This window comes from Peribacillus sp. Hz7, assembly GCF_042136355.1.
Classification (GTDB): Bacteria; Bacillota; Bacilli; order Bacillales; family DSM-1321; genus Peribacillus; species Peribacillus asahii_A.
On sequence record NZ_JBHHJV010000011.1, the window covers coordinates 72,801 to 97,911 of the forward strand.

A 25,111-nucleotide genomic window follows, 5' to 3' on the forward strand; every position below is an offset into this window, starting at 1 on the left:
AAAAGGGAAAGTTATCCAAAAGCATAACTCCCCAAATCAACATCTTTCATCTGCTTACTACAATAAACACTATTCTTTCTATTTAGAATAACTAGCCGCTGTCCCATGTACCATTTCGACGATCAAATTCATCGTTGCTTGTGCGTCCTGTATTCCTAACTGATAAAGCTTCTTAAGCTTTTCCTTATTTTTTTCAAAACGACTAATCGTAATCGGAGAACCTGGCGCAATAACAAGTGCTCTTCCCTCACGTTCAAGCTTCGTCACATAATGAAGAGTTTCATTATAGATTTCATGACGCTGATCTAATAAACGAATCATTTCCGGATATTTCTTAAATAGACGTTTATAGATGATTCGGAATTTCTCAGGTGTTTTCACATAATTGCGATCACGTGTTAAAACGACAATTACTTTGTCACATCCATCCGCAATCGCTTTCCGTACAGGAATTGGATCAGATGTTCCACCATCTAAATATTTTCCACCTTTATAGTCGACCATAGGCGAAAATACCGGAATCGATGAAGAAGCACGAAGAACAGTCGAATCATAATTCATATGTTCTTTTCCAAAATAAACAGGCTTTCCTGTTATCACATCCGTTACACCTGTTACAAACTCACAAGAAGAGGCTAGAAAAGCATCATAATCAAAAATTTCTAATTGATGCGGAATTTCATCAAAAAGAAAATCCATCCCAAATAGCGATTTTGTTTTCATAAAGTTTGACAGGCTTACATATCTTTTGTCTTCAATATAGTTTGTGTTCACGCGATAATTGCGACCATATTGTTGAGAAACATAAGATACACCATTACAAGCTCCTGCCGATACACCAATCACATAATCTGTCATAATCTGTTGATCAATAAACGAGTCAAGGACGCCGATTGTATACAATCCGCGCATACCTCCACCCTCTAAAACGAGTCCAATTTTTTCTTTTTTCATTATAATCCTCCCAACTGACATAAAACAAAATAAGTTCGTATACGTGTACTATTCATAATCATTAACAGGTATATTAATCTAGCATACACTTTTTCAAAGTAATATTTTCTCCATTTTAAGGATATCATTCATTCAACATATGTAACAGCAATTAGCATTATAACCCTTAATATAGAAACAACCGAATCATTTAGCACCATTTATTAGTTATATCGAAATAAAGTAAAACTTCCAGTAACCCAATGTGGAGTACTGACTCTTCATCCGTACACAAAAAATCCTTTGCTGAAATAGGCAAAGGATTTTTTGTACTATATATGAAAAAAGAATGGAATAAAGGAGCCAATAATCGCACCTAAAATAGCCGTTAACGCCATTGAAATCGAACTCATCGAGAAACTCAGTTCTCCATATTCAGAAGCCTTCGACGTTCCTAGCGCGTGTGATGCGCTACCAAGAGCAATTCCTTTCCCCATATCACTGTTAATACGGCTCCATTTCAAAAAAGCAGGTCCTAATACAGCTCCAACAAAACCTGCAATCACCACGAATACAACGGTAATAGCTGGAATACCACCTAATTGAGCAGAAACTTCCATTGCTATAGGGGTTGTAAGCGATTTTGGTAAAAGTGAGAGAATCATATCTTTATGTAGTCCAAATACAAATGCCAATATAGAACCACTGATTATTCCTACAAACAACCCAATACATACACCTGTAATAATAGGTGCTAAATGCTTCATTAACATTTTTCTTTGATTATATAAAGGATAAGCTAAAGCGACAACAGCTGGACCTAGCAAAAAATTAATCCATTTTCCGCCGATTAAATATGTGTTATAAGGAATATGAAAACAAACAAGAAATGCTATAATGATTAGCACTGTTGTTAAAATCGGTGATAAAAGCGGTGAAGAGAAACGTACATATAACCGATTCATAGCTAAATAAATAATGACTGTTAACGTAATTATAATGATTGCGATGAGTGTTTGTGCCACTTTTTCTTCTGCTTCCTTTCTTTCGTCTTGCTTTCAGCAACTTCACTTGCTTTCCCTGCTGCGATCATTGTAATAACTGTGCTGATAACGACAACTAAAAGGATTAAAACTCCTTTGCCGGTAAAAAGCTCCGGGTACTTAATAATTCCTACTAGCGTTGGGACAAATAACAGTGGTAAAAAAGCTAATAAAAATCCCGCTCCTTGTTTAATCCATTTAACGGAGAAAATATTTAAAGATAATCCAAGGAAAAGTAACAGCAATCCTATAATACTCCCTGGTAATGGAATATGTAAGTAGGTATGCACTAGATCACCTAAAAATGAAAAACCGAATAAAATCGCAATTTGTACAATAATTCTGATGATATTCATAAATAAATAGATATCCCTTTTTAGGACAACTATCCTCCTTCTCTTTTAGACTATGTTAAATTCTGTATTCTTTCAAAATCATTATACTCCCTTTTCCCCCTTCATGAAACCTTAACAATTGAAGCTCTCCTTTTACATCATTTCCACCTTTTATTAACAATCTTCTTCTATTATGGAATTATTGGAAGAAATACTACATACTGGAGGAGAATATATGAGACAAATCAGTAGAAAAGTTGCTGGACTGACGCTTGCTGGAGCAGTCGCTGTTTCATCAATCGGATTTACTGCTGCAAATCATGGAGTGACGGAAGCAGAAGCAAAAACAAAGAAAAAGGAGCCGACGAATGTCATTATGATGGTGATGGACGGGGCTAGTGATGATGCGGTCACTTTATCAAGATGGTATAAAGGAAGTAATCTTGCTATGGATGGAATTCTATCTGGCGGTGTCAAAACGTACTCAGCAGAATCTGCCATTACCGATTCTGCACCAGCAGCAACGGCCCTTGCCACAGGTCATAAGTCAAATGACAAATTTGTCGGTGTCCTCCCTTCTATTGTTAATTCTCCTGGGCTTTCACAAGTGAAGTCAGAAGATGCTCAAAGGCCAGTAGCCAATGTTCTAGAAGGAGCGAAGCAACAAGGAAAAGCAACCGGTCTGATTTCAACTTCAGAAATTCAGCATGCTACACCAGCAGGTTTTTCTGCCCATGTAACACATCGAAGTAACTATGAAGATATTGCAGAACAACAAGTCTATCAAAATATTGATGTTGTATTAGGCGGCGGAAAAGAGTCCCTCTCCCCTGGTTCAACGAAGAATGCTCGTAAAGATGGCGAAAATCTAACTGATGTACTAAAAGAGAAGAACTATGATATCGTTGAAAATCGCGATGATTTATTAAATAGTAAATCAAAGAAAATTTGGGGAAGCTTTGCTCCAAGTGCTCTTGCCTATGACATGGATCGTGCGACAACTAAGCCAAGCGAACCGACATTAGCAGAAATGACTGATAAAGCGATTAAAACATTAAATAAAGACAAAGATGGATTCTTCCTATTTGTAGAAGGAAGTAAAGTGGATTGGGCTGCTCATGCGAATGATTCAATCGGCATGATTAGCGATATTTTAGCTTTTGATGACGCAGTGAAAAAAGCAGTAGAGTTTGCCAAAAAAGATGGAAATACAATGGTCATCGCTGTGACGGATCACGGAAACAGCGGTATTACAATTGGAAATGCTAATACAAGTTCAACTTATCCAAGCGTGCCTGTTTCTGCCTACATCGACCCGCTTAAAAAAGCGAAAATGACCGTAGAGGGTGCATTAAGTCAACTAAAATCAGACAAATCTAATCTAAAAGAAGTCGCTGCCTTGTATGGTTTAGACGACCTTACTTCTGAAGAACTGGCTACTTTAACCGCTTCTAAAAACATAGCTGCAGATATGGTAAAAATGCTCGCTAACCGTGCAAATATCGGATTTACAACAACAGGACATACTGGTGAAGATGTATTCCTCTATTCTTATGGTCCATCTAAACCAACTGGGTTAGTAGAAAATACAGATTTAGCGAAGAGCATGGCAAAATTTATGAACTTCAATTTAAATAAGGTAACCGACTCTATGTATTTAAATGCAGATCAAGCGTTTAAGAAAAAAGGCTATTCTACTCGTATCGACCAAACAGATAAAAACAATCTTGTTTTTGTCGCTACAAAACGAGATCAAACGATAGAGATTCCTGTCAACAAAAATATTGTGATTCAAAAAACGAAAAAAGGTCAAACAAAACAAGAAGTAAAGACCATTAATATTTATAACGGAAAAGACTTCTATGTTTCTGATGAAGTATTGAAAATAGTAAAATAAGAATAAGCAAACATAAAAGGAACCCCTTATTTTGTTATATTTAAGTTGAATAGGCAAACGTATGAAGATAAAAGGGTCGTACATATTAGATATGTCTAATATGTACGACCCTTTTTTTATTTCTTGTTGAATAAGGAACAGGTAAATAACAGAAAGTTCATGGTATAATTATCATAAATAACCATTTGAGAAACAAATCAATTATTCCGAGAATTAAATCTCTTGAGAGGGCGATGAAAGTTGATAATGGATGGTAAAGAACAAACTATTTTTAATCACATCGGAAATAAAATCAAAACAGAAGATAGAGAAATTAATATAATTGCTAGATTAGAAGAACCACTAATAGTAATTTTAGGAAATGTTTTGAGTAATGAAGAATGTGACGAACTAATTAGATTGTCACAAGACAAAATGCATCGTTCTAAAATTGGAGTTACCCGCGAAGTAAATGAAATCCGAACAAGCAGCAGTATGTTTTTTCAAGAAAAGGAAAATGACATCATTACCAAGATTGAAAAAAGAATATCATCAATTATGAATATACCCATTGAACATGGAGAGGGTATTCAAATTCTTAAATATACTCCTGGTCAAGAGTACAAAGCTCATTTTGATTTTTTTACCTCTGCAAGTAAAGCAACAAAAAATAATAGAATCAGCACGATCGTCATGTACTTAAATGATGTGGAGCATGGAGGAGAAACTTTTTTTCCTAAACTAAATTTTTCAATATCCCCCGGAAAAGGAATGGCCGTGTATTTCGAATATTTCTATAACGACAAAAACATAAACGAACTAACTTTACATGGTGGAGCGCCAGTTATAACTGGCGAAAAATGGGTTGCCACACAATGGATGAGAAGACAAAAATAGTAGATTCTTCACCTGCACTCTTACATTCTAAAACGGACACATCTTCTCAGAAATCATTGTAAAGACTTAACTAAAATGTGTCCATCCATCAAATCTAATAACATGGAGAAACAATAGAAATAGCATACAAAAACGAGTATAAAATCACAAAGGTTTTATACTCGTTTTTTTGTTATATAAGGGTTTATCGCTCTTTTATGATGAATTGACAATAGAAATAGCATACCAATTAACAAGATGACAATAGTTATTGTCACTTGGCTATTTCTTATGCAATTTAGGTTGTTATTTGAGGTTTTCTCCACAATAACGGAACTACTTATTTTAATAAGAGGTTCCTTTTATGTTTTTTATTTTTAGCCCCAATTACACCTTACTTGCCTATTAAAAATACAGAACCTGCAGTTGCCCAATTGTTCAATGGCACTACTGTATATTTAACGTTAGGTTTCAATGTGCTATTTGTCATATCGAAAATTCCAACTGCCCCTTTACGAGAAGAATTGCGATATTGAGCTTGTAAAATGCTACCGTCTTCCCCTTTTAATTGTACACTTCGACCTGCAAATAACTCCATGCCTGGGTCTTTATCTAATACAATTCGGAATGTCTTATTATCAATTGCTTCTGCCGATTGAAGTGTAAGCGGTGCGATATATTGTGCCGTAAATGTTCTATTTCCAATGTCAGCCCACTTAGATGTCACTTTATATGTCACACCTGGTTTTAATGTTTGTCCTGCTGGTAGTCGGAATTTTGGTGCTTGTCTTCCATCAGCAGCCTGAGTGAATGGAACGTAATTGGCTACAAACTGTTCTCCGTTATTTCCAGTAATCGTTACAACACGATCACGTAAAGACGAAATAATATCAAAATGCTTTCCGTTTTCATCCCTGTTTCTATTATTTAATTCAAATGCGAAATCACCACGCCCTGCACGGTAGGCTTCAATAATATTTGCGTAGTCTGTTACTCCATCTTCTAAAAATGATTCTATCTCAAATGTATCATTTGTTACTTGTTGAGTTTTACGGAAATCAATCTTTTGATCTGTGCCTTCGAAGGATTTTACTTGTTGCCCTTTGTAACTTAATCTATATTTAACGTCATCTTTTTGAATGGTAACTGGCACAATATATGTTCTTTTTGCTCCTGTTTTTAAACGAGGTACATTGACAATGCTCATACCATGATTAAATTTGAATTGTTTCTTAATATTTTCCAAGTTATTCGGGTCGATATCTTCTGCCGCTAATGGTTTATTAAAAGTAATCTGTAACGTCATTGTATTCAATACATTTATTTTGCTAATTCTTGCTTCTTGTTGCTTCTTCTCTTGTGCTGTTATGTGTTTACTTGCTGCCTCTACATCTACTGTTGGATGAACAGTAACTACTCCAGATGATAATACAGATACAGCTAATACTGCTGGTATAATACGTTTTTTAAAGTGCATTTTTCACATTCTCCTTATTTTGTATTGTTAATTACAAAATTTATCATACAAGTAACATCTAAACTGGCTATAAAAAAATTCTTAAAAAAGATAAACTTATTCATAAAATTTTTTAATGTTTATAAAAACCCGCCACCTTTGTGTGACAGATTATAAAATATACTATTTAAAGATCCGCTCTATTAAACAATATTATTGATCAAATAATTTTGGGCTCATTTCGCATGAAATGAGCCCAAAATCAACAGTATCCTATTACAAATCCTACACATTAAAGCGATATCCCGCTCCCCAAACAGTTTCTAAAAATTTCGGATGGGCAGGATCTCTTTCGATTTTTTCACGTAATTTTCTAATATGGACGGTTACAGTTGAAACATCTGCCGCTGACTCTAACCCCCAAATCCTTTCATAAAGCTGCTCTTTACTTAATACTTGATTCGGATGCATTACAAGAAACGCTAACAAATCAAATTCCTTTGTCGTAAACGGCTTCTCCTCGCCGTTAATATGAACTTTACGCGCAGACTTATCAATAGAAATTCCCTGAACGAAAATCGTATTTGTTTGAACTGAACTTCCTGCTAAACGTTCATAACGTGCCAAATGTGCCTTTACTCTAGCAACCAATTCACTTGGACTAAATGGCTTCGTAATATAATCATCTGCTCCTAAACCAAGACCTCTAATTTTATCAATATCTTCCTTTTTAGCAGATACAAGCAAGATAGGGATATCTTTGGCCGCTCGTATTTGTTTACATATCTCAAATCCATTTAAACCTGGAAGCATGATATCTAATATAATTAAGTTATAATCTCCCTGAAGGGCCTGCTGGAATCCCGCATCGCCTGTATGTTGCATATCAACATAAAAATCATGAATTTCTAAATAATCTCGTTGCAATTCTGCGATGCTAATTTCGTCTTCAATCAATAATATCCTTTTCACCTTGTTCACCTTTCCTTAAAGAAAAGAAAATACTTGTACCTTTTCCTATTTCACTAGTCGCCCAAATATTCCCTCCATGCTCTTCAATAATTTGCTTTGTAATAGCAAGTCCTAAACCACTTCCACCTGTCTGAGAATTTCGAGATTGCTCCGCACGATAAAAACGATTAAAAATGTATGGTAATGCAGAGGCTTCTATCCCCGCTCCATTATCAGCTACTTGTACGATGACATCATCCTCTCCTCCATGCAAAGACACAACAATCTTCTTCTGTTCTTTATTCATATACTTCACACAGTTGCTGATTAGATTCGTCAATACACGTTTTAATTTCTCTCTATCTGCTATCACGTATATAGATTGGTTTATCAGTTGAAGGTCAATCTGGATTCCTTGTTGAAGTAAATCGAGATAAAGTTCTTCAATGAAGTCTCTCATATAGCTATCTAGTTCCATCGTTTCAAAAGTAAAAGGTTCTTTTTTTAAATCTAACTTTGAAAATAAAAACAGTTCATCTATTAATGCATCTATATCTTTCGCTTTTAAGTACACAGTTGATAAATACTTGTCCATTTTCTGCGGAGTGTTTGCCACACCATCTTTAATCCCCTCAACATACCCAATAATCGAAGTAATCGGTGTCTTTAAATCATGCGAAATATTAGACAGAAGTTCTTTTCGATTTTCCTCGTACTGAAGCTGAAGCTGTATGGACTCTTTTAATTTTATTCTCATTTCCTCAAACGTTCTATTTAATTGTCCAATTTCATCATTCGAAGTAGCCTTGATTTCAAAATTTAAATCGCCTGATTTAATTCGTTCTGCTCCTTCCTTAAGAATCAAAATAGGCTTGATGATGCTTCTTGAAACTAAATAGTTCAAAAGCCCAATAATCATGATAAACAGCAATAGTAATAAACCAAATAAGATTGGAAACAACTCTCGAGTCAACTCAGCATAGGAACTTGCCTTTCTCAAAACAAAAATACTTCCTTCGCTTTTATCTAAAAAATAAAAATCAAACTTCACATACGTGAAAAAAAAGTCATCGATTTTAATCGTATCTCGTGTATTAATGTTTGTGGCTTCAAATCTAGGAAGAGACTTAACCAATACATGCTTATCAAGAGTTGATGAAGCGTACTCGATATGTGTATCTTTCCTAACTACAATTGCAATATCTTTCTGTTCAATCTTCTTTAGTTGCTCTTCGTTTAGAAGCTGGTTCGGATTATTTTTAGCCAATAGTTTTAAATCCAGAAACGCATTTTCTTCCGCTGTAGTCAATGGCCTTTGAACATAAGACTTTTTGTAAAAATGCTCCATAGATTTTATATCACCCGTTATCGAAAAGATGATTAAAAAACCAGCTACTAACAACAAAGTAATAGAAATAAGAATTACTCCAACGTAGGACAATAGAAATCTCGTTTTAATCGACATGATTAATCACCCCGGTGTTTTTATACTACGTCTACTGATTTCCCTAAACGAGAATACCATTACGGTACGTTAACACGTTATTTAGGGATGTGAGTACGGTTAAATACGCCATGCCACTAAAAATTAAAGGTTTGTTGCGCTTCATCAAATATAGTGCAAGGAACACCGTATAATTAGACTGTTCTTAAAGTGCAGAAATACCAATTACAAACTACACTATCCTAAATAATAGATTTTATTAAGAACGATAACATACAAACCTTAAAAATTTCTAAAGTATATATAAAAAATCTCTAAACATCAGACTACGTCTCTTTTAACATGAAATAAACAATTCGCAAGATCCATTAATTAGTGATAAACAATAGAATCTTGCCACTGAAAGAGAACCTTATTTTTATCCAGAATCTAGACCATACTATCCGTATTACTATCCACGCCCTTATCCTTATTACCCCTAGTATGAATATAGCGGAGGAGATATTAGGTAAACCGAAAAAATTGTTAAATTCGAAAACTTCTCACATCGCTATCAAACTAAGAATAAAATTATCCCAAAATGGAGAAATATGCTATTCTTCTGTACAAAGGAAGGATAGCTTTTTTATTTTTCGAGTGTAAGGGAGTGTAATAAATATGAGTCACAATGAATTTATGCAACAAGCAATCGAGTTAGCTTATGAAAATACCAAGAAGAAAAAAGGAAAACCATTTGGCGCTCTTATAGTCAAAGATGGAAAGATTATTGCAAAAGGCGTAAATGACGTTCTCGAAACGCATGATCCAACTGCGCATGCTGAACTTCAAGCTATCCGTGAAGCTTGCCATATCCTTGGCACCTCTAATCTTTCTGATTGTGAACTTTACGCAAGCGGTGAACCTTGTCCTATGTGTTTAAGCGCTATTTATTGGGCAAGTTTAAAAAATGTTTATTATGCCTACACAGCAGAAGAGGAAGAAGAAGCTGGGTTAGGTACAAAATACGTTTACGACCAAATAGCACTCTCAAAAGAGGAACGAGATATCAAGCTAAAAAACTTGGACAAAGACCTCCAAAGAAAGAATCCTTTTGCTCTTTGGAAAGAACTAAAAAAATAGGCTCTGTTATAGGACGTTCTCACACAAATGAGCCAAAAATTAAAAAAGCGCTGCTGACATTGTCAGCAGCGTTGTTACTAAACGAAACTATTTGTCTATTTCTTAAAATGCAAGCCCACTTTCGTCCATCCACTTACTAAACTTAAAAATGGACAAAGAATGCAGAAGAATGCAAACGGTGCATATTCAAGCGTTGTAACACCGAGCACCTGCGTAAGGAATACACCACAAACCCCCCATGGGACAAGTGGGTTCACAACTGTTCCCGAGTCCTCTAATACTCGGGCTAAAGATTTCCCTTCTAGTCCTAGTTCACCATATTTGTCTTGAAAAGCTTTCCCTGGTAATAGAACAGATAAATATTGCTCCCCAGCTAGGAAGTTCACACCAATTCCTGCAAAAACGGTTGCTGAAACTAATCGACCTACATTAATCAGCATTTTTTGAATCGCATTTAAAATCGATGGAATAATACCCAGTTCAAATAAAAGTCCTCCCATTGCGAGAGCTAGTAACACAAGCGAAATGGAAAAATACATACTTGCAATTCCACCGCGAGATAATATTGTATCAAGCTGCTCTACTCCACTATTTAAGACAAAGCCGGAGTATAATACATTTGCCATTTCTTTAACTGTTAGCGCTGGCGTTTCTATAAACGTAATAACGACCGCTGATACAATACCCGCAGCTAATGTCGGAATCGCGGATACTTTTTTCAAAGCCATGCCTCCAACGATAATAAACGGCAATAGGCTCCAAGGACTAATCGTTGTATACATACTCAACGCTGCTACCATATCTTCAATTTCTTGCACTTTACTTCCACTAGATTGTGGTGAAAGAAAGAAAAATAGTGCAAACGTTACCACGAAACCAGGAATCGTTGTCCATAGCATATTCTTAATATGCTCAAATAATGGAACACCAACTGTTTCAGAAGCGAGATTCGTAGTATCAGATAGCGGTGACATTTTATCCCCAAGGAATGCACCAGAAATAACCGCTCCCGCAGTAATCGCTAATGACAAATCTAACGCACCTGCCATTCCGATAAAAGCAACACCGATGGTTGCTGACGTTGTTAAGGAACTACCAATACATAAGCCAATTAAAGACGTAATCAAAAAGACAACCGCATAGAAAGCCTGACCTGAAATAAACTCAAAACCGTAAAACATAATTGTCGGAATCGTACCGCTTGCCATCCAGCTAGAGATTAACATCCCGATTAGAAAGAAAATATAAATCGCTCCTAAACCAGATGATGCCCCTTGCACCATCGCTCTTTCCATACCGGAAAAAGAAACTCCTTTCATCCTGCCATATAATAACAGAAAGAAAACTCCTCCTAGTATCGGCATATGCGGAGTCATTTCAAAATAAATAATCCCCGTTCCAATGACGATAAATAAGCAAGCAAGTATAATCGTTGCTTCTAGCCATGGGAGTTTAAGTTTTGCATTTTCTAGTTTCATAACCATTTCCCCACTTTAATAATATCGGTTTCTCTAGTTTCTATATTATTTTTATACATAAACGCTTTTGTGCATAAAAGCATAAAAAGATTCTAAGGGAAAATAATATGTAAGTCAATGCGATCGTTTGTATATCTACAATTCTGATAATTCATTCAATTCTTTTATGTATCTATCCAGCTCTCTTCAAACATCTTTATGATACTAAAATAGTGATAATCTCATATTTTTTGTTAAACTATTTGTATAAGAGATTTGTAAAAATAATTGGAGAGTAGATGATGAAAAGAAAACGGACACTATTTAATATGACTTTTGGAATAGCTATCTTATTTTTTATTTGTACAATGATTCTTCTATTCCATACAATCGAACAGTTTTTACACTCAACAAATGAGACAATCACAGAAACCAAAGTGGATTCTTTTGCAGATGTAAAAAAATACAGCTCTCTCCTTGAAGATGAATTAAAAAAGTATGAGCTTGAGGAATATACAATCGTTCTTTTATCCTTGATGCAGCAAGAAAGTCGAGGAAAAGGCGGAGATCCGATGCAGTCTTCTGAATCAGCAGGCCTTACCCCTAATACAATCACAGATCCTAAAGAAAGTATTAAACAGGGCGTAAAGCACTTTCATCGTGTCCTTCAATACGGAAAGAAAAAAGATGTTGATTTTCCAACAATTATTCAATCATACAATATGGGGTTGGGCTATATTCATTACATCGCAAAAAACGGCGGCACACATAGCGAAGAGCTAGCAAAGAAATTCTCAATGATTCAAGTAAACAAAAATCCAAAGCTCTATAATTGCGGCGGAGATAAAGACAATTTTCGCTATCCTTACTGCTATGGAGACTTCACTTATACAACTAAAGTCACTAAAAATATTGAAATGATTTCTAGTGATAGCATTCCGACCATGAACACAGAACAAATCACAGGTAAAGCTTTTTGAGGTTTGCCTGTGATTTGTTTTTTATTGAATTCCATTTTTTACAAAACCATTACCTTTTCTTTTGATGATTAATCATTATACAATAATTTCACTGCATATCGTTTAAACAAGGAGGTATTACATTGAGAGGGCTTACCAAACTTCTTATCTTTCTATGCCTAGTCGGCTTTATTTGGTATAAATACGGAGAAGATCTTGCAGATTCTAACTATCAAGCAGCATATGAAGATGTACAATCTGATATTCGCTCTGTCATTAATCACCCTAACGTTTCGGCTTCACTTGATACACTACAAGATGGTCTTAATCATCTAATTGGTGAACTGAATCAACTGATAGAGCGTATCCCAAGTGAAGACAAACAACAAACACAAGATCAGGTGGAGCAACCTGATTTAAAAACACCTGACAAGCAATCCCTCTCTGTTTATAATATTGAGCTTGGTGATTCGAAAGAAGACGTTGAAAAACAAGCAGGGACAGCCAAGCGCTCTTCTTATAATGAATACGGTGTGAAATGGTACGCTTACCATAAAAACTACCACAACTTTTTCATGGCCGCTTATGATGAAAACGAAAAAGTAGTCGGTTTATATACGAATCAGGATTTAATTTCAGCGAAACAAGGGATTAAATTAGGAAGTGCAAAAGATACCGTTCTTAAGCAATTTGGTGAACCGATTACAAAGATTCGAAAAGGTTTTGTCTTTTATCAACTGCAAAACAACGATGAATATCATTTATTTCAATTAGATGATAGTTATGTGACCATCTTTTATGATAAACATGAGGGCAATACCGTAACAGCTGTACAAATCATAAGCGAAGAAGTCGAAGAACAAAAGAAAGACTTTTATGTCGAAGCAAGTCCGCAATTAAAGGAAGGTTTTGAATTTCAACTGTTTGATTTAACAAATGCCGCTAGAGTTGAGCACGATCTTCCTGCTCTTTCTTGGGATAATACTGTAAAAGAAACAGCTCGCGATCACAGTTCAGATATGGCTGCAAATAATTATTTCGATCATACAAATTTGAAAGGGCAATCCCCCTTTGATCGAATGAAAGAAGATAATATTCGCTTTAGAGTAGCCGGTGAAAACCTTGCTGCTGGCCAATTAAGCAGCATCTTTGCTCATGAAGGTCTTATGAACTCACTTGGACATCGTGAAAATATTTTGCATAATGACTTTGAATCATTAGGAGTAGGCGTAGCCTTCAATTCGGAATACAAACCATATTATACAGAGAATTTTTTAACAAAATAAGAAAATATACCCTTGAAGAATGCACCCAACCTCCTTATCATGATGGACAATAAGTGCAGATTACTTGTGACATATGATGAATAGTGAGTTATGTTCATACATGTAGAAAATATTTAGGAGATTTAAAAAGTGAAGATTATTGTACAAAATTTTATTAAGGGTATTTTAACGATTGTACCCATTATTCTAGTTGTATATGTTGTTTTTAAAACATTTATCTTTTTAGATAGCATTCTTGGTAATGTATTAAAACCTTATTTAAAGGAAGATTACATCCCTGGAATTGGTTTATTAGCGACGATTGCTCTCATCACACTTTTAGGCTGGTTGTCTACGAAGTTTTTCACAGGAACAATGATTGGGTTGATTGATAAGCTTCTTGAACATATTCCAATTGTTAAAACAATCTACTCTGTAATTAAAGACACCATTCATTCATTTCTTGGTGAGAAAAAATCTTTTTCGAAGGTAGCCTTAGTTACAATACCTGGCACAGAAATCAAAAGCATGGGGTTCATTACAACAGAAGATTTAGAGAGCTTTTATGAGCCATTAAAAGACTATGTTGCCGTTTATATTCAGCAAACCTTTCAAGTAGCTGGTGTGACCTTATTGATTCCAAAAGATCAGGTAGAAGTGATTGATGTAAAGCCGGAAGAAGCAATGAAATTTATTCTATCCGGGGGAATGACCTCTAAAAAAGAAAAACAGAAGGTGTAAATATAGTCATCCTCAATCGAGATCATACACCATTTAATATTTGTTAACAAAAAAGCGACCGTGTTAGTCAATACTACTAACACGGTCGCTTATACTTTTATATTCATGATATTCGCACTTTTTCCTCATCTACTTGACCCGAGGCATCTCTATAAAATTGATGAAATAAATATGTCAAATACGAATTTAATTCAAATCGATCTTCTTGAACAAAATCAGATAATCTTAATTTATTTTTTGTAGACATCGCTTCTCCCTCTCTCCATTATGTTTTCTTTTATTATAATCCCTTGGCTATTATTGTTTTAGACATCCCTTTTTAAAGTTTCGTAAATATTCAGTAAATCTCCTCACAAAACCATTTTTGAAATCATTCACAAGAAATTATGTTGTACAGGCCCCACCTACGCCTAATACTATGATGGCCACGCATGCCATCCACCTATCTATAATTATAAAGAAAACGCTTACATTTTCCAATAACTTTCATACAACAAGTTTCGACACATTCTGTTTATCGTAAATATTACACATACACATAGTGAAGTAACTGTCTATTCAAAAGACAATGCGTATATATCGAAATAAAGCTCTGCTAAACCGTATTGTTGATTAACTAATTTCCGACCGAAATACGCCAAAATTCAACAATATTATTTAACAGAACCTTATCTTTAAAAGTTGCCACTAACTTCGCTTCCTCACTCTAAACTGATCGTTTAGTAATACCCAATTTTGCGGGAACGGATAACCGGTTACCCAATACCCAATTCCACGTATACCATATTCCTTTACTAGGTTAAATTGGGATTGAGCACTTCTAGCATCTTCGAACCACACTTCATGTCTTTTCCCTTGTTCATCTACATATTGATAAAACGGGGATTGAGCAATTTCATCATATTGAATCGTTGTCTTATACTTTGCTGCCCTTTGCACGGCTTCTTGCATATCAAACGTTTCAGCTTCTTGGCCCTGCACGTGCGGAAGAAGCCAATCACGAGCGTACAGCTGAAAACCCATTAATATTTTATTCCTTGGGATAACTGTTACAGCGTACTCAAGTACACTTCTCATTTGATTCAGCGGCGAAATAGCCTGAGGCGGCCCTAATCGATAGCTCCACTCATACGTCATTAAAAAAACAATGTCAACGATTCGACCATGGGCAGCATAATCATGTGCTTCATAAAGAAATCCTGTTTGTTCAGCACTTGTTTTTGGAGCAACGGCAGTCGAAACAAAATAACCATCTTCATGCAACCGATTAACAGCCCGTTGCAAAAACTGATTGTAATTCTCACGGTCCGTTGGATATAAGTTTTCAAAATTGATATTTAATCCACGATATCTCTTTTGCTCAATCGCCTCTACAATATTTTCCAATAGTTTATCTTGCAGCTCTGTACTTGCCAAAATGGTTTGGGCAGCGTCCGATCCCGGATCCCCATACGTAAAATTAGTGATGCACATAACTGGAAGAACTCCTTTAAAACGAGCAGCCTGGATAATAGCTTGATCATCTAATGGCTGTAATTCTCCATCGCTTCGCACAACGTAAGAAAAAGGAGACATACAAGTTAAAGAATCCCCTGCCTCCCGCACTTCATCTGCTCCTTTTTCTCCCATGTTAATGACGTAAGTATAAACATCAATGATAGCTTTTGAAAAAGGAATAATTAAGCTAGTTCCTGAATAGACCTGATTAAGATTTTGAATAGAATTCGCTTCAATAATGTCCTGCACTGTTGTTCCATAGTTTTGAGCAATTTGCCCTAAACTTTCTCCAGGCTGAACCGTATGTGTACGAGCAGGAATATATAAAACCTTTCCTCGATTAATGACCAAAGAATCGGTTAATTGATTAGCTTGCATAAGGCTATCTACTGAAACTCCGTATTGTTGGGCAATTTTCCATAATGTTTCCCCAGATTCGACAGTATGTTGACGAGCAGCGCTAGGAATGATGAGCGCTTGACCAATCACTAATCGACCTGCATCTGGAAGTTTGTTCACCGCCACAAGCCGTGCAAAATCTACACCATAACGACTCGCAATCTGCCACAATGTTTCTCCCGGTGTTACAACATGAATAAGCATAGTAACCCCCTTGCCCCTAGATCCTATCCCTAATGTATGCGGCCATTTATCTATCCATGTAACTCCTAACTCAAAAAAGGAAGGGATACTGAACGTCCCCTCCTGTTTCTCATTCATTTATTTCTGTAAAAATTCTTGAATTCGCTTCGCTGCTTCTCTCAGTCTTTCAGCCGGTTGCACTAAAGCCATGCGAACATATCCTTCCCCTTCCTTTCCAAAAGCATCTCCAGGAACGACTGCAACGCCGGCTTTATCAATCAACTCATAAGCAAATTCACGTGACTTCCACCCAGCAGGAATTTTTGCCCAAACAAACATCGTCGCAGCTGATTTAGGTACTTCCCAGCCAGCTTCAGCTAGTCCAGATAGCAGAGCATCTCGACGTGCCTCATACTCTTTCACTTGTTCAGATAGAATAGCTGGATCTGCCATAAGTGCTTTTTCAGCTGCTTTTTGAATGGGATAAAAAATGCCATAATCAATATGAGATTTTAATGTAGCTAAAATATTTAGCGCTTCTGTATTTCCAACTACATAACCAATGCGGCAACCTGCCATATTAAAGGTTTTCGATAAAGAATTGAACTCAATTCCTACCTCTTTTGCTCCCGGAATAGACATAAAGCTAATTTGCGGATGATGATCGAAAATTAATTCAGAATAAGCAAAATCATGAACAACTAAAATGTGATGCTTTTTCGCAAACTCAATGACCTCTTTAAAAAACTCTTCATTTGCTAAAGCTGTTACCGGATTTCCCGGGTAACTAATAATCATCATTTTTGTTTTTTTCAATACATCTTCTGGAATTTGATTAAGCTGCGGCAAAAATTGATTTTCTGCCGTTAAAGGCATTGGATAAATGATTCCTTCAGCAAGTGATACACTAGCTTCATAGATTGGATAACCAGGATCTGGCACCAACACATAGTCTCCTGGATTAATAATAGCCGTCGCTAAATGGGCAAGCCCATCTTGTGAACCCATAAGTTGCAGCACTTCTTTTTCTGCATCAAGCTCAACCCCGTAACGATTTCTATAAAAATAACAAACTGCATCATGAAATTCCGTTATCCCTTTTAACGTATAACCATATTTGCTTGTATCTTTCGCATATTCAATTAGCGTATCAATGACAAAGGAAGGAGGTGGTAAATCCGGGCTTCCTACACTTAAATCGATTACATCCTTCCCTTTTTGCAATGCCTCTTGTTTCCGACCTGCTACTTCCATAAAAACTCCTGTTGTTAACTGTGCCACTTTTTCTGACGCTGTAAATTGCATGTAACATTCTCCTTTTAAAATTTATATCCAATTTTCCTTATTTTTTGAATCTTGAATAATATTATTATAGCAAAATAAAGAGGAAGAACACCCTATTTTAGTGTTCTTCCTTCCATACTAACTATCATCATGCATTTATTCAGTTTCATATTGAAGCCAGTCTGACCCATTAATTTGATTAGAGACGTCAATGATTTTATTTTTCACTCGCTCTGCTTCTGCTCCTCCTAATAACAATGGTTGATAATTATTTCTAGACGTAACAGAAGAAATCGAGAACGGTACAACCTTTATTTCTTTTTGATCTGTCAGTTTCCCATCCTTCAAGTGAAACGTTTGCTGAAACACATATGTATCCTTATCTGCCGGATTTCGGTTCCCGCCAAACATAAAGTTTCCTAAACTATAGACAATAAACTTGCCCTTATACTCCTCAATTCCTTGAACAACATGAGGGTGATGTCCTAGAATCAAATCCGCTCCGCTATCGATTGCATAACGAGCCAGTGATTGTTGGGATTCAGTTGGAACATAGCTTCTTTCAATTCCCCAATGAAAATGGATTAAAATAATCTGGACACCTTGTTCTCTTAAGCGCTTTATATTCGCATCAACAATAGCACGCGTTTCTGGTGTATCTTCCCAGCCTTCATATCCAAGAGCCCCTACTTTCACGCCTTTAATCGTCGTAACATAGTGATGTTCGTACCCGAAATAACCAATTTTTTGCTTCTCTAGTGTTGCAATTGTATCATCATACCCTTGTTGTAAATAATCCATAGTATGATTGTTTGCTAGATTGACCGCTTCGATTCCACCAAGTTCTAAAATTTGAGCATAAGAAGGATCTCCCTTAAAGCGAAACTTTTTGATTGCTTTTTCAGTAGCATTTGTTAATGTAGTTTCTAAATTAACGGTTGTTAAATCGTCTTCTTCGAAAATATGATCCAATTTTTCAACAAAGTAAGGCAATCCATTTTTAGAAGCTTCGTCTGGAAATGAACCTGCATATGTAAAACTTTCATCCGTTCCGAGTGTGAAATCCCCTGCTGCACTGATTTTAATCGTTTCAATAACGGGTTCAGTTGGTGCCTTTTCCTCCCCGGATTGCGTTTTCTCTTTTTTCTCTTCTTCCATCACACCGCTTGTAACTGGCTGGTCTTTCGTCATAATGTTATTAAAAATAAGCAGTGCGATAATTAGAAGCACTCCCGCCGTTAATATACGTCGTACCGACCTTTTTAACCGCCTCCGTTTTCTCATTCGCCTCATATCTCTATTATCCATACTTGACGACCCCCTACCTTTCCCAAAACACATGCACATTATACCTTAATTAACTAAATATATACATACATATTACTATAAAAATTGAATATTATGTATTTTTTAGTGGAAATTTGTAAAAAAATAACCCCTTATTCTAGAAGGGATTATCATACTAAAGTACGAATTTATTAAGAGTATATTTTAGCTTCAACTTTGAGCAACGGTATTCAAAAAAAGACATCATATTTTTAATAGTTGTATTTTCTCATTGTAAATAAAGTGAGTAATAAGGCGGGGACCGAAGATAAAGTCATACCTAAAAACGATAGCTTCGGGGATATTTCGTATAAGAAGCCTCCTAAAAACGTAAGGAGTGCTATACTTAACCCCATCGCAAAAGCAGCATACATACCTTGAGCCGTTGGAATTTGATTAGGCTTTAATTTTTGTGAAATATATTGAATGAATGCATAGTGTGCAACACCAAATGATAAAACATGTAAAGCTTGAGAAAATATAAATACAACAACGTTTGGAAATAAATAAATCATAACCCATCGCAGAGTAGAACCAAGCGCAGCAATACTATACATCGTAGATACTTTCATTTTTGAAAAAAACTGATCCACCTTTGTAAAAAATACGATTTCACATACTATAGCAACATTTAAAATTAACCCGATATAGAAGCTGCCCACCCCTAAATCTTGTAAATAAACAAACCCATAATTGTAATAAGAAGCGTGAGACCCTTGCAATAAGATAGAAATAAGAAGAACGATAACAAATCCTTCTGATGCAAATAATTTATTCAAACTCCCTTTTTCATCCACTTGATTAATCGGCTTAGTTTTTACATGTAATACAACTGGAGAAGCTTGAAATTGAGAAAAAACGATGGCAATTAGACCTATAATCATTAGCCATAAAATCGCTGCCTCTTGAAATACCGCAGTTCCTGCACCTACGATTAAAAGAGCAATTGTATAGCCAAGCGAGCCCCATGACCGACTTCTTCCATAATGGATTTTTCCAGTACTCACCAAGACTGAGGCACTGCTTTCCATAGCAGGTAAAAGATTTGGATAAACAGCACTAAATAACACTGTAATGATGAATAATGAACTATATGTATCGAATGGTATGTATAACAGTACTACTCCTAAGGACCCGACAGCCAAGCACTTCATTACAACACTTAAAGAATATAGCCTAGTGAACAGCGGAAATAGGAATAAGGTTGAACAGGCACGTACAATCATCCCCGTCCCCATAATCATACTTGCAGCGGAAACTGAAAGATTTTTTTCTGCAATAAGCCAACCGGTCCAGTATGGCAAAAAAATACCCCACGTAAAGAAAAAAGTATAAAAATTTAAAGATAACCAACGTTGATTATTCATTTAAATCCTCCCTAGAATTTCAGCTCACTATGGATTACAAATCGATTATTTGTTGGGCCTAACGAGCAACTCGCTATAATGCAAATTTACCCTTAAAAGCAAACAAATTCGTGGAAGTAATTGTAACACAAAGAAAACGAATACGATATTCAATAAGCATTTATCACCTCTTAGAAGGATACTGCTCCAAAAATATTAACTGGATATTTTTGGAATGAATATAAAAAGCGCTCATAAACTTAGCATTGTGTGTTAGCTTGGAATTCAATTTTAGGGGGAGAAAAAATGAGTATGAGTGTACAGTTTCCAAGATGGGTTGCAGTTATTGTATCAATTTTCGCTTTAGCAATGGCCTTCATCTTTAGTTCTACTTCTAATGCTTCAGCATCTATTAACTATGGAGAAGAAGTAGCAGCAACAGCGGAGTTATATATTGGCACACCTTATAAATACGGAGGAACTACACCAAAAGGCTTTGACGCAAGCGGTTTTACTCAATATGTTTATAAGCATGCGGCAACAGAATTAACGATTCCACGAACGAGTGCCGCTCAATATAAAATCGGGAAAGCTGTTAAAAAGAACGCATTAAAGCAAGGTGATTTAGTATTTTATGCTACAGGTAAAAAAGGAAAAGTATCCTATGTAGGAATTTACAATGGTAATGGCACATTTATCGGTACTACTTCAAAAGGAGTAAAAATCGTTAAAATGAGTGATAAATATTGGAAAGAGCGCTACATTGGAGCAAAACGCGTAATTAAATAGAGCAACAACAAAAGAACATCTATATAATAGGCCCCGAACTGAAGAACCGGGGTCCATTTTTTTGTCTATTTTCATATAAACTGATAACATACCTCCAAATAAAATATTATTACAATATAATTCTATCCCCTCTTTCCTTACACATCACTACAAGACGAAATGACATTACACTCTCCCATTAGATTACTTTACTATCACATCATTCCCCTTTTTATCACTCTGTAAAATTCTGAATTTATAAATTAACAAAAATAATTTTATTTATGCGAAATATTATATTGACAATAATGTCCTTATCCGAATACAATTGAAAATGATTTTCACTATCGAATTGGAGGAAACAATATGCTTTCCATATATAGAAGCAGAAAACACATTTTATTAGTCACTGTATTTCTATTAATTTTATCAACCTTTTTATTTGGCTGTACAAATGAAACAAAACAAGAGTCAGACTCAAAACAAAAGCAGAAAGACACGCTAACATTTGCATGGCCGCGGGATATAGGTGAAATGAATCCACATGTCTATAACCCTTCTCAATTAATTGCACAATCTATGGTGTATGAATCTTTAGTTAGCTATCAAGATGGTGGAGAATTAAAACCACAATTAGCAGAATCTTGGGATATTTCAAAAGACGGAAAAAAATACACATTTCACCTTCGTCAAGGAGTAAAATTTTCAGATGGAACAAGCTTTAATGCTGACATCGTGAAAAAGAACTTTGATGCCATTTTGAAAAATGTTGCTTTACATAGTTGGTTAGGATTTATTCCAAAGATTGATCAAACGAAAGTAATTGACGAACATACATTCCAATTGACATTAACAGAACCGTATTATGCTACGATTCAAGAATTAGCGGTTGTTCGTCCGGTCCGTTTCTTAGGTGAAGCAGGCTTCCCGAAAAATGGTGACACATCAAAAGGGATTGAAAAATCGGTCGGAACAGGTCCTTGGGTATTAGATGAATATAAAGCGGATGAATATGCGACTTTCAAACGCAATGAAAATTATTGGGGCGAACTCCCTAAAGTGAAAAAAATTAAAGTGAAAATCATTCCTGACGCTGAGACAAGAGTCCTTGCATTTGAAAAAGGAGATCTGGACCTTATTTATGGTGAAGGAGTAATCAGTTTAGATACATTCAAACAATTAGAATCAACTGGAAACTACGAAACTAGTGTGTCTGAACCAGTTGCAACCCGTCAACTCGTCATGAATACGAAGAAAGAACAGCTTTCAGATGTACGTGTTCGTCAAGCGTTACAGTATGGATTTAATAAACAAGCAATGGTCGATGGTATCACTTCAGGATTAGAAGACAAAGCAGATTATATTTTACCAACAAACTTCCCTTACACGTCAAATATCAAGGCACAGCCAATTGATTACGATGTAGAAAAAGCAAAAGCATTATTAGATGAAGCAGGTTGGAAACTTCCAAAAGGAAAAAATGTTCGTGAAAAAGATGGTAAACTATTTGAAGTAGAATTAATGTACGACTCTGCGGAATCGATTCAAAAAGCGATGGCAGAAACATTACAAGCTGAGTGGGCAGCACTTGGTGTGAAATTAAACATCGTTGGAGTAGAATTGCCTGTGCAAGTTCAACGATTTAAAGGAAACGATTTTGACTTAAATTTCTTTAGTAATTATGGTGCACCGTATGACCCACATATATTCGTAAACGTCGTTGGTTCAGAAGGATTCGGCTTTAAGGAAGCCATTTCATCATATCCAAAGAAAGAAGAGTTACTACAACAAATTGCTGACGTTTTAAAATCAACAGATGAAAAAGAACGTCAAAAGCTATACTCTTCTATTTTAACATCACTACAAGAGCAAGGATCAATTGTTCCAATCTCTTATGTTAAGAAAGTCGCAGTTTATCAAAAAAATGTATCTAATTTTACTTTCCCTGCTAATCGTGACGAACATCCCTTCACTGGTATTAGCATCGAATAGTTAGCAACAGGAGGGTTTTCATGGGCACTTATATCGTGAAACGTATGATGGCGATTATCCCCATCTTTCTTCTCGCCACACTGCTTACGTTTGGAATGATTCGGCTTTCACCAGTCGACCCAGCTGAAGCTTATTTAGCAGCTGCCCACATCCAACCGACAGAAGAAATATTGGAACAGAAAAGACATGAATTTGGCCTAGATCAACCTCTCCTCGTTCAATATGTAAACTCTATTATTAAGATATGCCAATTGGATTTTGGCATATCTTATGTTTCTAATAAGCCTGTTTGGGACGAGGTTACATATCGAATGCCAGCCACGATTCAGTTAGCTCTAGGCAGTATTCTACTAGCTATATTGGTTAGTGTCCCGCTTGGTTTCTTAGCTGGAATCAAGAAAAACAGTGGAATCGATTATTTTAGTCGATTTCTTGCTTTTTTCGGGGCATCCATTCCATCTTTCTGGTTAGGATACTTATTAATCTTTTTCTTTTCTGTGAAGCTCAATTTATTTCCAGTAGAAGGAATTGGTACGGTACAACATCTTGTTTTGCCTTCGATTACATTGGCATTGCCCTTAATTGCGTTGTATACACGCTTATTACGTGCTAGTGTTTTGGAAAATTTACAAGAACCATATATATTGTTTGCCCGTACAAGAGGGATAAAGGAGAGCATCATTATGGGTAAACATGTTTTACGCATAGCCATCTCCCCTATGATTACTGGACTTGGAATGAATCTAGGTAAACTACTCACAGGGACCATTATTGTTGAAGCCGTGTTTTCATGGCCAGGATTTGGACGCTACTTTATTGAAGCCATTTTTAATCGAGATATTCCTGTTATCCAGTGCTATGCGCTACTAGCAGCTGGACTGTTTCTTATCAGTAATTTAATTGTAGATTTAATTCAAATGTACATTGATCCACGCATCTCCAGAAAAGGAGGGCACAGCCAATGATTGCTACTATACGTTCTCAATTGCGAAGTCAAAAAGCGTTGGGCATTTGTTTTATCATAATAAGTATCCTATTCTTTCTAGCTATTTTCGCTCCTTGGCTTGCACCTAACGACCCAGTTGCAGTGAATTTAGCGCTAAAACTTCAGCCTCCTTCTTGGAATTATCCATTAGGAACCGATCATTTAGGTCGTTGTAACTTATCGCGTCTCTTAATAGGAGCTCGCATCTCATTAGGCTTTGCTTCACTTATTTTTCTTTCATCTTTAGTCATTGGCTTAATTATCGGAACACTTGCTGGCTATACAGGCGGTTGGTTGGATTATATCTTAATGAGAATATGCGATACTGTTATGGCATTTCCTAATCTATTACTTGTTATTGGACTAGTTGGGATATTCGGACCTGGACTTTCCCAAGTCGTTTTAGCCTTAATTCTTGTACAATGGGTTTATTATGCGAGAATATTTCGAGGAATGGTCCTCAGTGTGAAGGAACAAAACTATATTGCAGCCGCAAAAATAAGTGGCTCGTCTTCTTGGAAAATTATGAAGAAACATATCGTACCTAATATTCTCCCTCCCCTTGCTGTCATGGGTACTTTAGAAATGGGCTGGGCTATTATGGATCTATCTGCGATGTCATTTCTCGGCTTAGGAGTGCAGCCTCCTACTCCAGAATGGGGAGCGATGATTCTTGAAGGAAAATCTTACATTCGAACGAATCCAGAATTAATGCTCTATCCAGGTTTAATGATTATGCTCGTTGTCGTGACCTTCAATGTTTTAGGTGAAGCTTTATCTGAACGCTTTGGAGTTAAACGTCGTTTTTAAAAAGGAATGAAGAAATTGAAAACAGAACAGTCAAATGTATTGCAAGTCAACAATCTATCTGTACAC

General features: G+C 36.0%; 21 protein-coding genes. 10 read left to right on the plus strand and 11 right to left on the minus strand.

What is annotated here, in order from left to right:
• Positions 1-78: 78 nt before the first annotated feature.
• The 3 genes from ACE199_RS15250 to ACE199_RS15260 all read right to left on the minus strand — a co-directional run bounded on the left by ACE199_RS15250 (position 79) and on the right by ACE199_RS15260 (position 2,332).
• Complete coding sequence (locus ACE199_RS15250) at positions 79-954, minus strand: patatin-like phospholipase family protein (RefSeq protein WP_375350538.1); 876 nt, start codon at positions 952-954, stop codon at positions 79-81.
• Positions 955-1,265: 311 nt separating this feature from the next.
• Positions 1,266-1,958: an LrgB family protein gene (locus ACE199_RS15255; protein ID WP_375350539.1), complete on the minus strand. Its 693-nt coding sequence runs from the start codon at positions 1,956-1,958 to the stop codon at positions 1,266-1,268.
• The gene (locus ACE199_RS15260; protein ID WP_375350540.1) at positions 1,928-2,332 is read right to left on the minus strand and encodes a CidA/LrgA family holin-like protein; all 405 of its coding nucleotides are present in this window, start codon (positions 2,330-2,332) and stop codon (positions 1,928-1,930) included. The genes ACE199_RS15255 and ACE199_RS15260 overlap by 31 nt, the downstream gene beginning before the upstream one ends.
• Before the next feature lie 214 nt (positions 2,333-2,546).
• Here ACE199_RS15260 and ACE199_RS15265 point away from each other — a divergent pair, with 214 nt between their 5' ends.
• A complete protein-coding gene (locus ACE199_RS15265) occupies positions 2,547-4,208 on the plus strand; it encodes an alkaline phosphatase (protein WP_375350541.1) in 1,662 nt (553 codons plus the stop codon).
• Positions 4,209-4,454: 246 nt separating this feature from the next.
• Positions 4,455-5,084, plus strand: coding sequence for a 2OG-Fe(II) oxygenase (locus ACE199_RS15270; protein ID WP_252290697.1), 630 nt, complete (start codon positions 4,455-4,457; stop codon positions 5,082-5,084).
• Between the two features lie 373 nt (positions 5,085-5,457).
• Here ACE199_RS15270 and ACE199_RS15275 read toward each other — a convergent pair whose 3' ends face one another.
• From ACE199_RS15275 to ACE199_RS15285, 3 genes are all read right to left on the minus strand, one after another.
• Positions 5,458-6,540, minus strand: a complete 1,083-nt coding sequence (locus ACE199_RS15275; RefSeq protein ID WP_375350542.1) for a hypothetical protein — start codon at positions 6,538-6,540, stop codon at positions 5,458-5,460.
• 264 nt (positions 6,541-6,804) lie between these two features.
• Complete coding sequence (locus tag ACE199_RS15280; protein WP_375350544.1) at positions 6,805-7,491, minus strand: response regulator transcription factor; 687 nt, start codon at positions 7,489-7,491, stop codon at positions 6,805-6,807.
• Positions 7,469-8,935: a sensor histidine kinase gene (locus ACE199_RS15285; protein WP_375350545.1), complete on the minus strand. Its 1,467-nt coding sequence runs from the start codon at positions 8,933-8,935 to the stop codon at positions 7,469-7,471. Before ACE199_RS15285 ends, ACE199_RS15280 begins: the two co-directional genes overlap by 23 nt.
• A gap of 636 nt (positions 8,936-9,571) precedes the next feature.
• Between ACE199_RS15285 and ACE199_RS15290 the strand changes: the two genes are divergently transcribed.
• Positions 9,572-10,033, plus strand: a complete 462-nt coding sequence (locus ACE199_RS15290) for a nucleoside deaminase (RefSeq protein ID WP_375350546.1) — start codon at positions 9,572-9,574, stop codon at positions 10,031-10,033.
• A gap of 95 nt (positions 10,034-10,128) precedes the next feature.
• Here ACE199_RS15290 and nhaC read toward each other — a convergent pair whose 3' ends face one another.
• The gene (gene nhaC / locus ACE199_RS15295; RefSeq protein WP_375350547.1) at positions 10,129-11,511 is read right to left on the minus strand and encodes a Na+/H+ antiporter NhaC; all 1,383 of its coding nucleotides are present in this window, start codon (positions 11,509-11,511) and stop codon (positions 10,129-10,131) included.
• A gap of 278 nt (positions 11,512-11,789) precedes the next feature.
• Here nhaC and ACE199_RS15300 point away from each other — a divergent pair, with 278 nt between their 5' ends.
• The 3 genes from ACE199_RS15300 to ACE199_RS15310 all read left to right on the plus strand — a co-directional run bounded on the left by ACE199_RS15300 (position 11,790) and on the right by ACE199_RS15310 (position 14,455).
• Positions 11,790-12,470, plus strand: a complete 681-nt coding sequence (locus ACE199_RS15300; protein WP_483878204.1) for a lysozyme family protein — start codon at positions 11,790-11,792, stop codon at positions 12,468-12,470.
• Between the two features lie 122 nt (positions 12,471-12,592).
• The gene (locus tag ACE199_RS15305) at positions 12,593-13,735 is read left to right on the plus strand and encodes a CAP domain-containing protein (protein ID WP_375350549.1); all 1,143 of its coding nucleotides are present in this window, start codon (positions 12,593-12,595) and stop codon (positions 13,733-13,735) included.
• Positions 13,736-13,864: 129 nt separating this feature from the next.
• Positions 13,865-14,455 carry a DUF502 domain-containing protein gene (locus tag ACE199_RS15310; protein WP_375350550.1) on the plus strand — a complete coding sequence of 197 codons (591 nt, stop codon included), beginning with the start codon at positions 13,865-13,867 and terminating at the stop codon, positions 14,453-14,455.
• 687 nt (positions 14,456-15,142) lie between these two features.
• On the opposite strand, the gene ACE199_RS15315 is transcribed toward ACE199_RS15310, so the two are convergent.
• The 4 genes from ACE199_RS15315 to ACE199_RS15330 all read right to left on the minus strand — a co-directional run bounded on the left by ACE199_RS15315 (position 15,143) and on the right by ACE199_RS15330 (position 20,511).
• Positions 15,143-16,555: a LysM peptidoglycan-binding domain-containing protein gene (locus ACE199_RS15315; protein ID WP_375350552.1), complete on the minus strand. Its 1,413-nt coding sequence runs from the start codon at positions 16,553-16,555 to the stop codon at positions 15,143-15,145.
• Between the two features lie 117 nt (positions 16,556-16,672).
• Entirely contained in the window at positions 16,673-17,839 is a 1,167-nt protein-coding gene (locus tag ACE199_RS15320; protein WP_375350553.1) for an LL-diaminopimelate aminotransferase, read from the minus strand.
• A 135-nt stretch (positions 17,840-17,974) separates the two neighbouring features.
• Positions 17,975-19,126 carry a CapA family protein gene (locus ACE199_RS15325; protein ID WP_375350554.1) on the minus strand — a complete coding sequence of 384 codons (1,152 nt, stop codon included), beginning with the start codon at positions 19,124-19,126 and terminating at the stop codon, positions 17,975-17,977.
• A 230-nt stretch (positions 19,127-19,356) separates the two neighbouring features.
• Complete coding sequence (locus tag ACE199_RS15330; protein WP_375350555.1) at positions 19,357-20,511, minus strand: MFS transporter; 1,155 nt, start codon at positions 20,509-20,511, stop codon at positions 19,357-19,359.
• Positions 20,512-20,796: 285 nt separating this feature from the next.
• Between ACE199_RS15330 and ACE199_RS15335 the strand changes: the two genes are divergently transcribed.
• From ACE199_RS15335 to nikC, 4 genes are all read left to right on the plus strand, one after another.
• The gene (locus ACE199_RS15335) at positions 20,797-21,279 is read left to right on the plus strand and encodes a C40 family peptidase (RefSeq protein WP_375350556.1); all 483 of its coding nucleotides are present in this window, start codon (positions 20,797-20,799) and stop codon (positions 21,277-21,279) included.
• 345 nt (positions 21,280-21,624) lie between these two features.
• Positions 21,625-23,250 carry a nickel ABC transporter substrate-binding protein gene (gene nikA / locus ACE199_RS15340; protein WP_375350557.1) on the plus strand — a complete coding sequence of 542 codons (1,626 nt, stop codon included), beginning with the start codon at positions 21,625-21,627 and terminating at the stop codon, positions 23,248-23,250.
• A 20-nt stretch (positions 23,251-23,270) separates the two neighbouring features.
• Positions 23,271-24,215, plus strand: a complete 945-nt coding sequence (gene nikB / locus ACE199_RS15345; RefSeq protein WP_375350558.1) for a nickel ABC transporter permease subunit NikB — start codon at positions 23,271-23,273, stop codon at positions 24,213-24,215.
• A complete protein-coding gene (gene nikC / locus ACE199_RS15350) occupies positions 24,212-25,045 on the plus strand; it encodes a nickel ABC transporter permease subunit NikC (RefSeq protein WP_252294889.1) in 834 nt (277 codons plus the stop codon). Before nikB ends, nikC begins: the two co-directional genes overlap by 4 nt.
• Positions 25,046-25,111: the final 66 nt, after the last annotated feature.

What these genes read in the sequence shown, in the direction of transcription:
- ACE199_RS15285 (WP_375350545.1), bottom strand. Translation starts at nt 8,935, where the DNA reads ATGTCGATTAAAACGAGATTTCTATTGTCCTACGTTGGAGTAATTCTT.
- nhaC (WP_375350547.1), bottom strand. Translation starts at nt 11,511, where the DNA reads ATGAAACTAGAAAATGCAAAACTTAAACTCCCATGGCTAGAAGCAACG.
- ACE199_RS15250 (WP_375350538.1), bottom strand. Translation starts at nt 954, where the DNA reads ATGAAAAAAGAAAAAATTGGACTCGTTTTAGAGGGTGGAGGTATGCGC.
- ACE199_RS15320 (WP_375350553.1), bottom strand. Translation starts at nt 17,839, where the DNA reads ATGCAATTTACAGCGTCAGAAAAAGTGGCACAGTTAACAACAGGAGTT.
- ACE199_RS15275 (WP_375350542.1), bottom strand. Translation starts at nt 6,540, where the DNA reads ATGCACTTTAAAAAACGTATTATACCAGCAGTATTAGCTGTATCTGTA.
- ACE199_RS15270 (WP_252290697.1), top strand. Translation starts at nt 4,455, where the DNA reads ATGGATGGTAAAGAACAAACTATTTTTAATCACATCGGAAATAAAATC.
- nikB (WP_375350558.1), top strand. Translation starts at nt 23,271, where the DNA reads ATGGGCACTTATATCGTGAAACGTATGATGGCGATTATCCCCATCTTT.
- nikA (WP_375350557.1), top strand. Translation starts at nt 21,625, where the DNA reads ATGCTTTCCATATATAGAAGCAGAAAACACATTTTATTAGTCACTGTA.
- ACE199_RS15330 (WP_375350555.1), bottom strand. Translation starts at nt 20,511, where the DNA reads ATGAATAATCAACGTTGGTTATCTTTAAATTTTTATACTTTTTTCTTT.
- ACE199_RS15335 (WP_375350556.1), top strand. Translation starts at nt 20,797, where the DNA reads ATGAGTATGAGTGTACAGTTTCCAAGATGGGTTGCAGTTATTGTATCA.
- ACE199_RS15290 (WP_375350546.1), top strand. Translation starts at nt 9,572, where the DNA reads ATGAGTCACAATGAATTTATGCAACAAGCAATCGAGTTAGCTTATGAA.
- ACE199_RS15265 (WP_375350541.1), top strand. Translation starts at nt 2,547, where the DNA reads ATGAGACAAATCAGTAGAAAAGTTGCTGGACTGACGCTTGCTGGAGCA.
- ACE199_RS15300 (WP_483878204.1), top strand. Translation starts at nt 11,790, where the DNA reads ATGATGAAAAGAAAACGGACACTATTTAATATGACTTTTGGAATAGCT.
- ACE199_RS15325 (WP_375350554.1), bottom strand. Translation starts at nt 19,126, where the DNA reads ATGGATAATAGAGATATGAGGCGAATGAGAAAACGGAGGCGGTTAAAA.
- nikC (WP_252294889.1), top strand. Translation starts at nt 24,212, where the DNA reads ATGATTGCTACTATACGTTCTCAATTGCGAAGTCAAAAAGCGTTGGGC.
- ACE199_RS15260 (WP_375350540.1), bottom strand. Translation starts at nt 2,332, where the DNA reads ATGAATATCATCAGAATTATTGTACAAATTGCGATTTTATTCGGTTTT.
- ACE199_RS15315 (WP_375350552.1), bottom strand. Translation starts at nt 16,555, where the DNA reads ATGCTTATTCATGTTGTAACACCGGGAGAAACATTGTGGCAGATTGCG.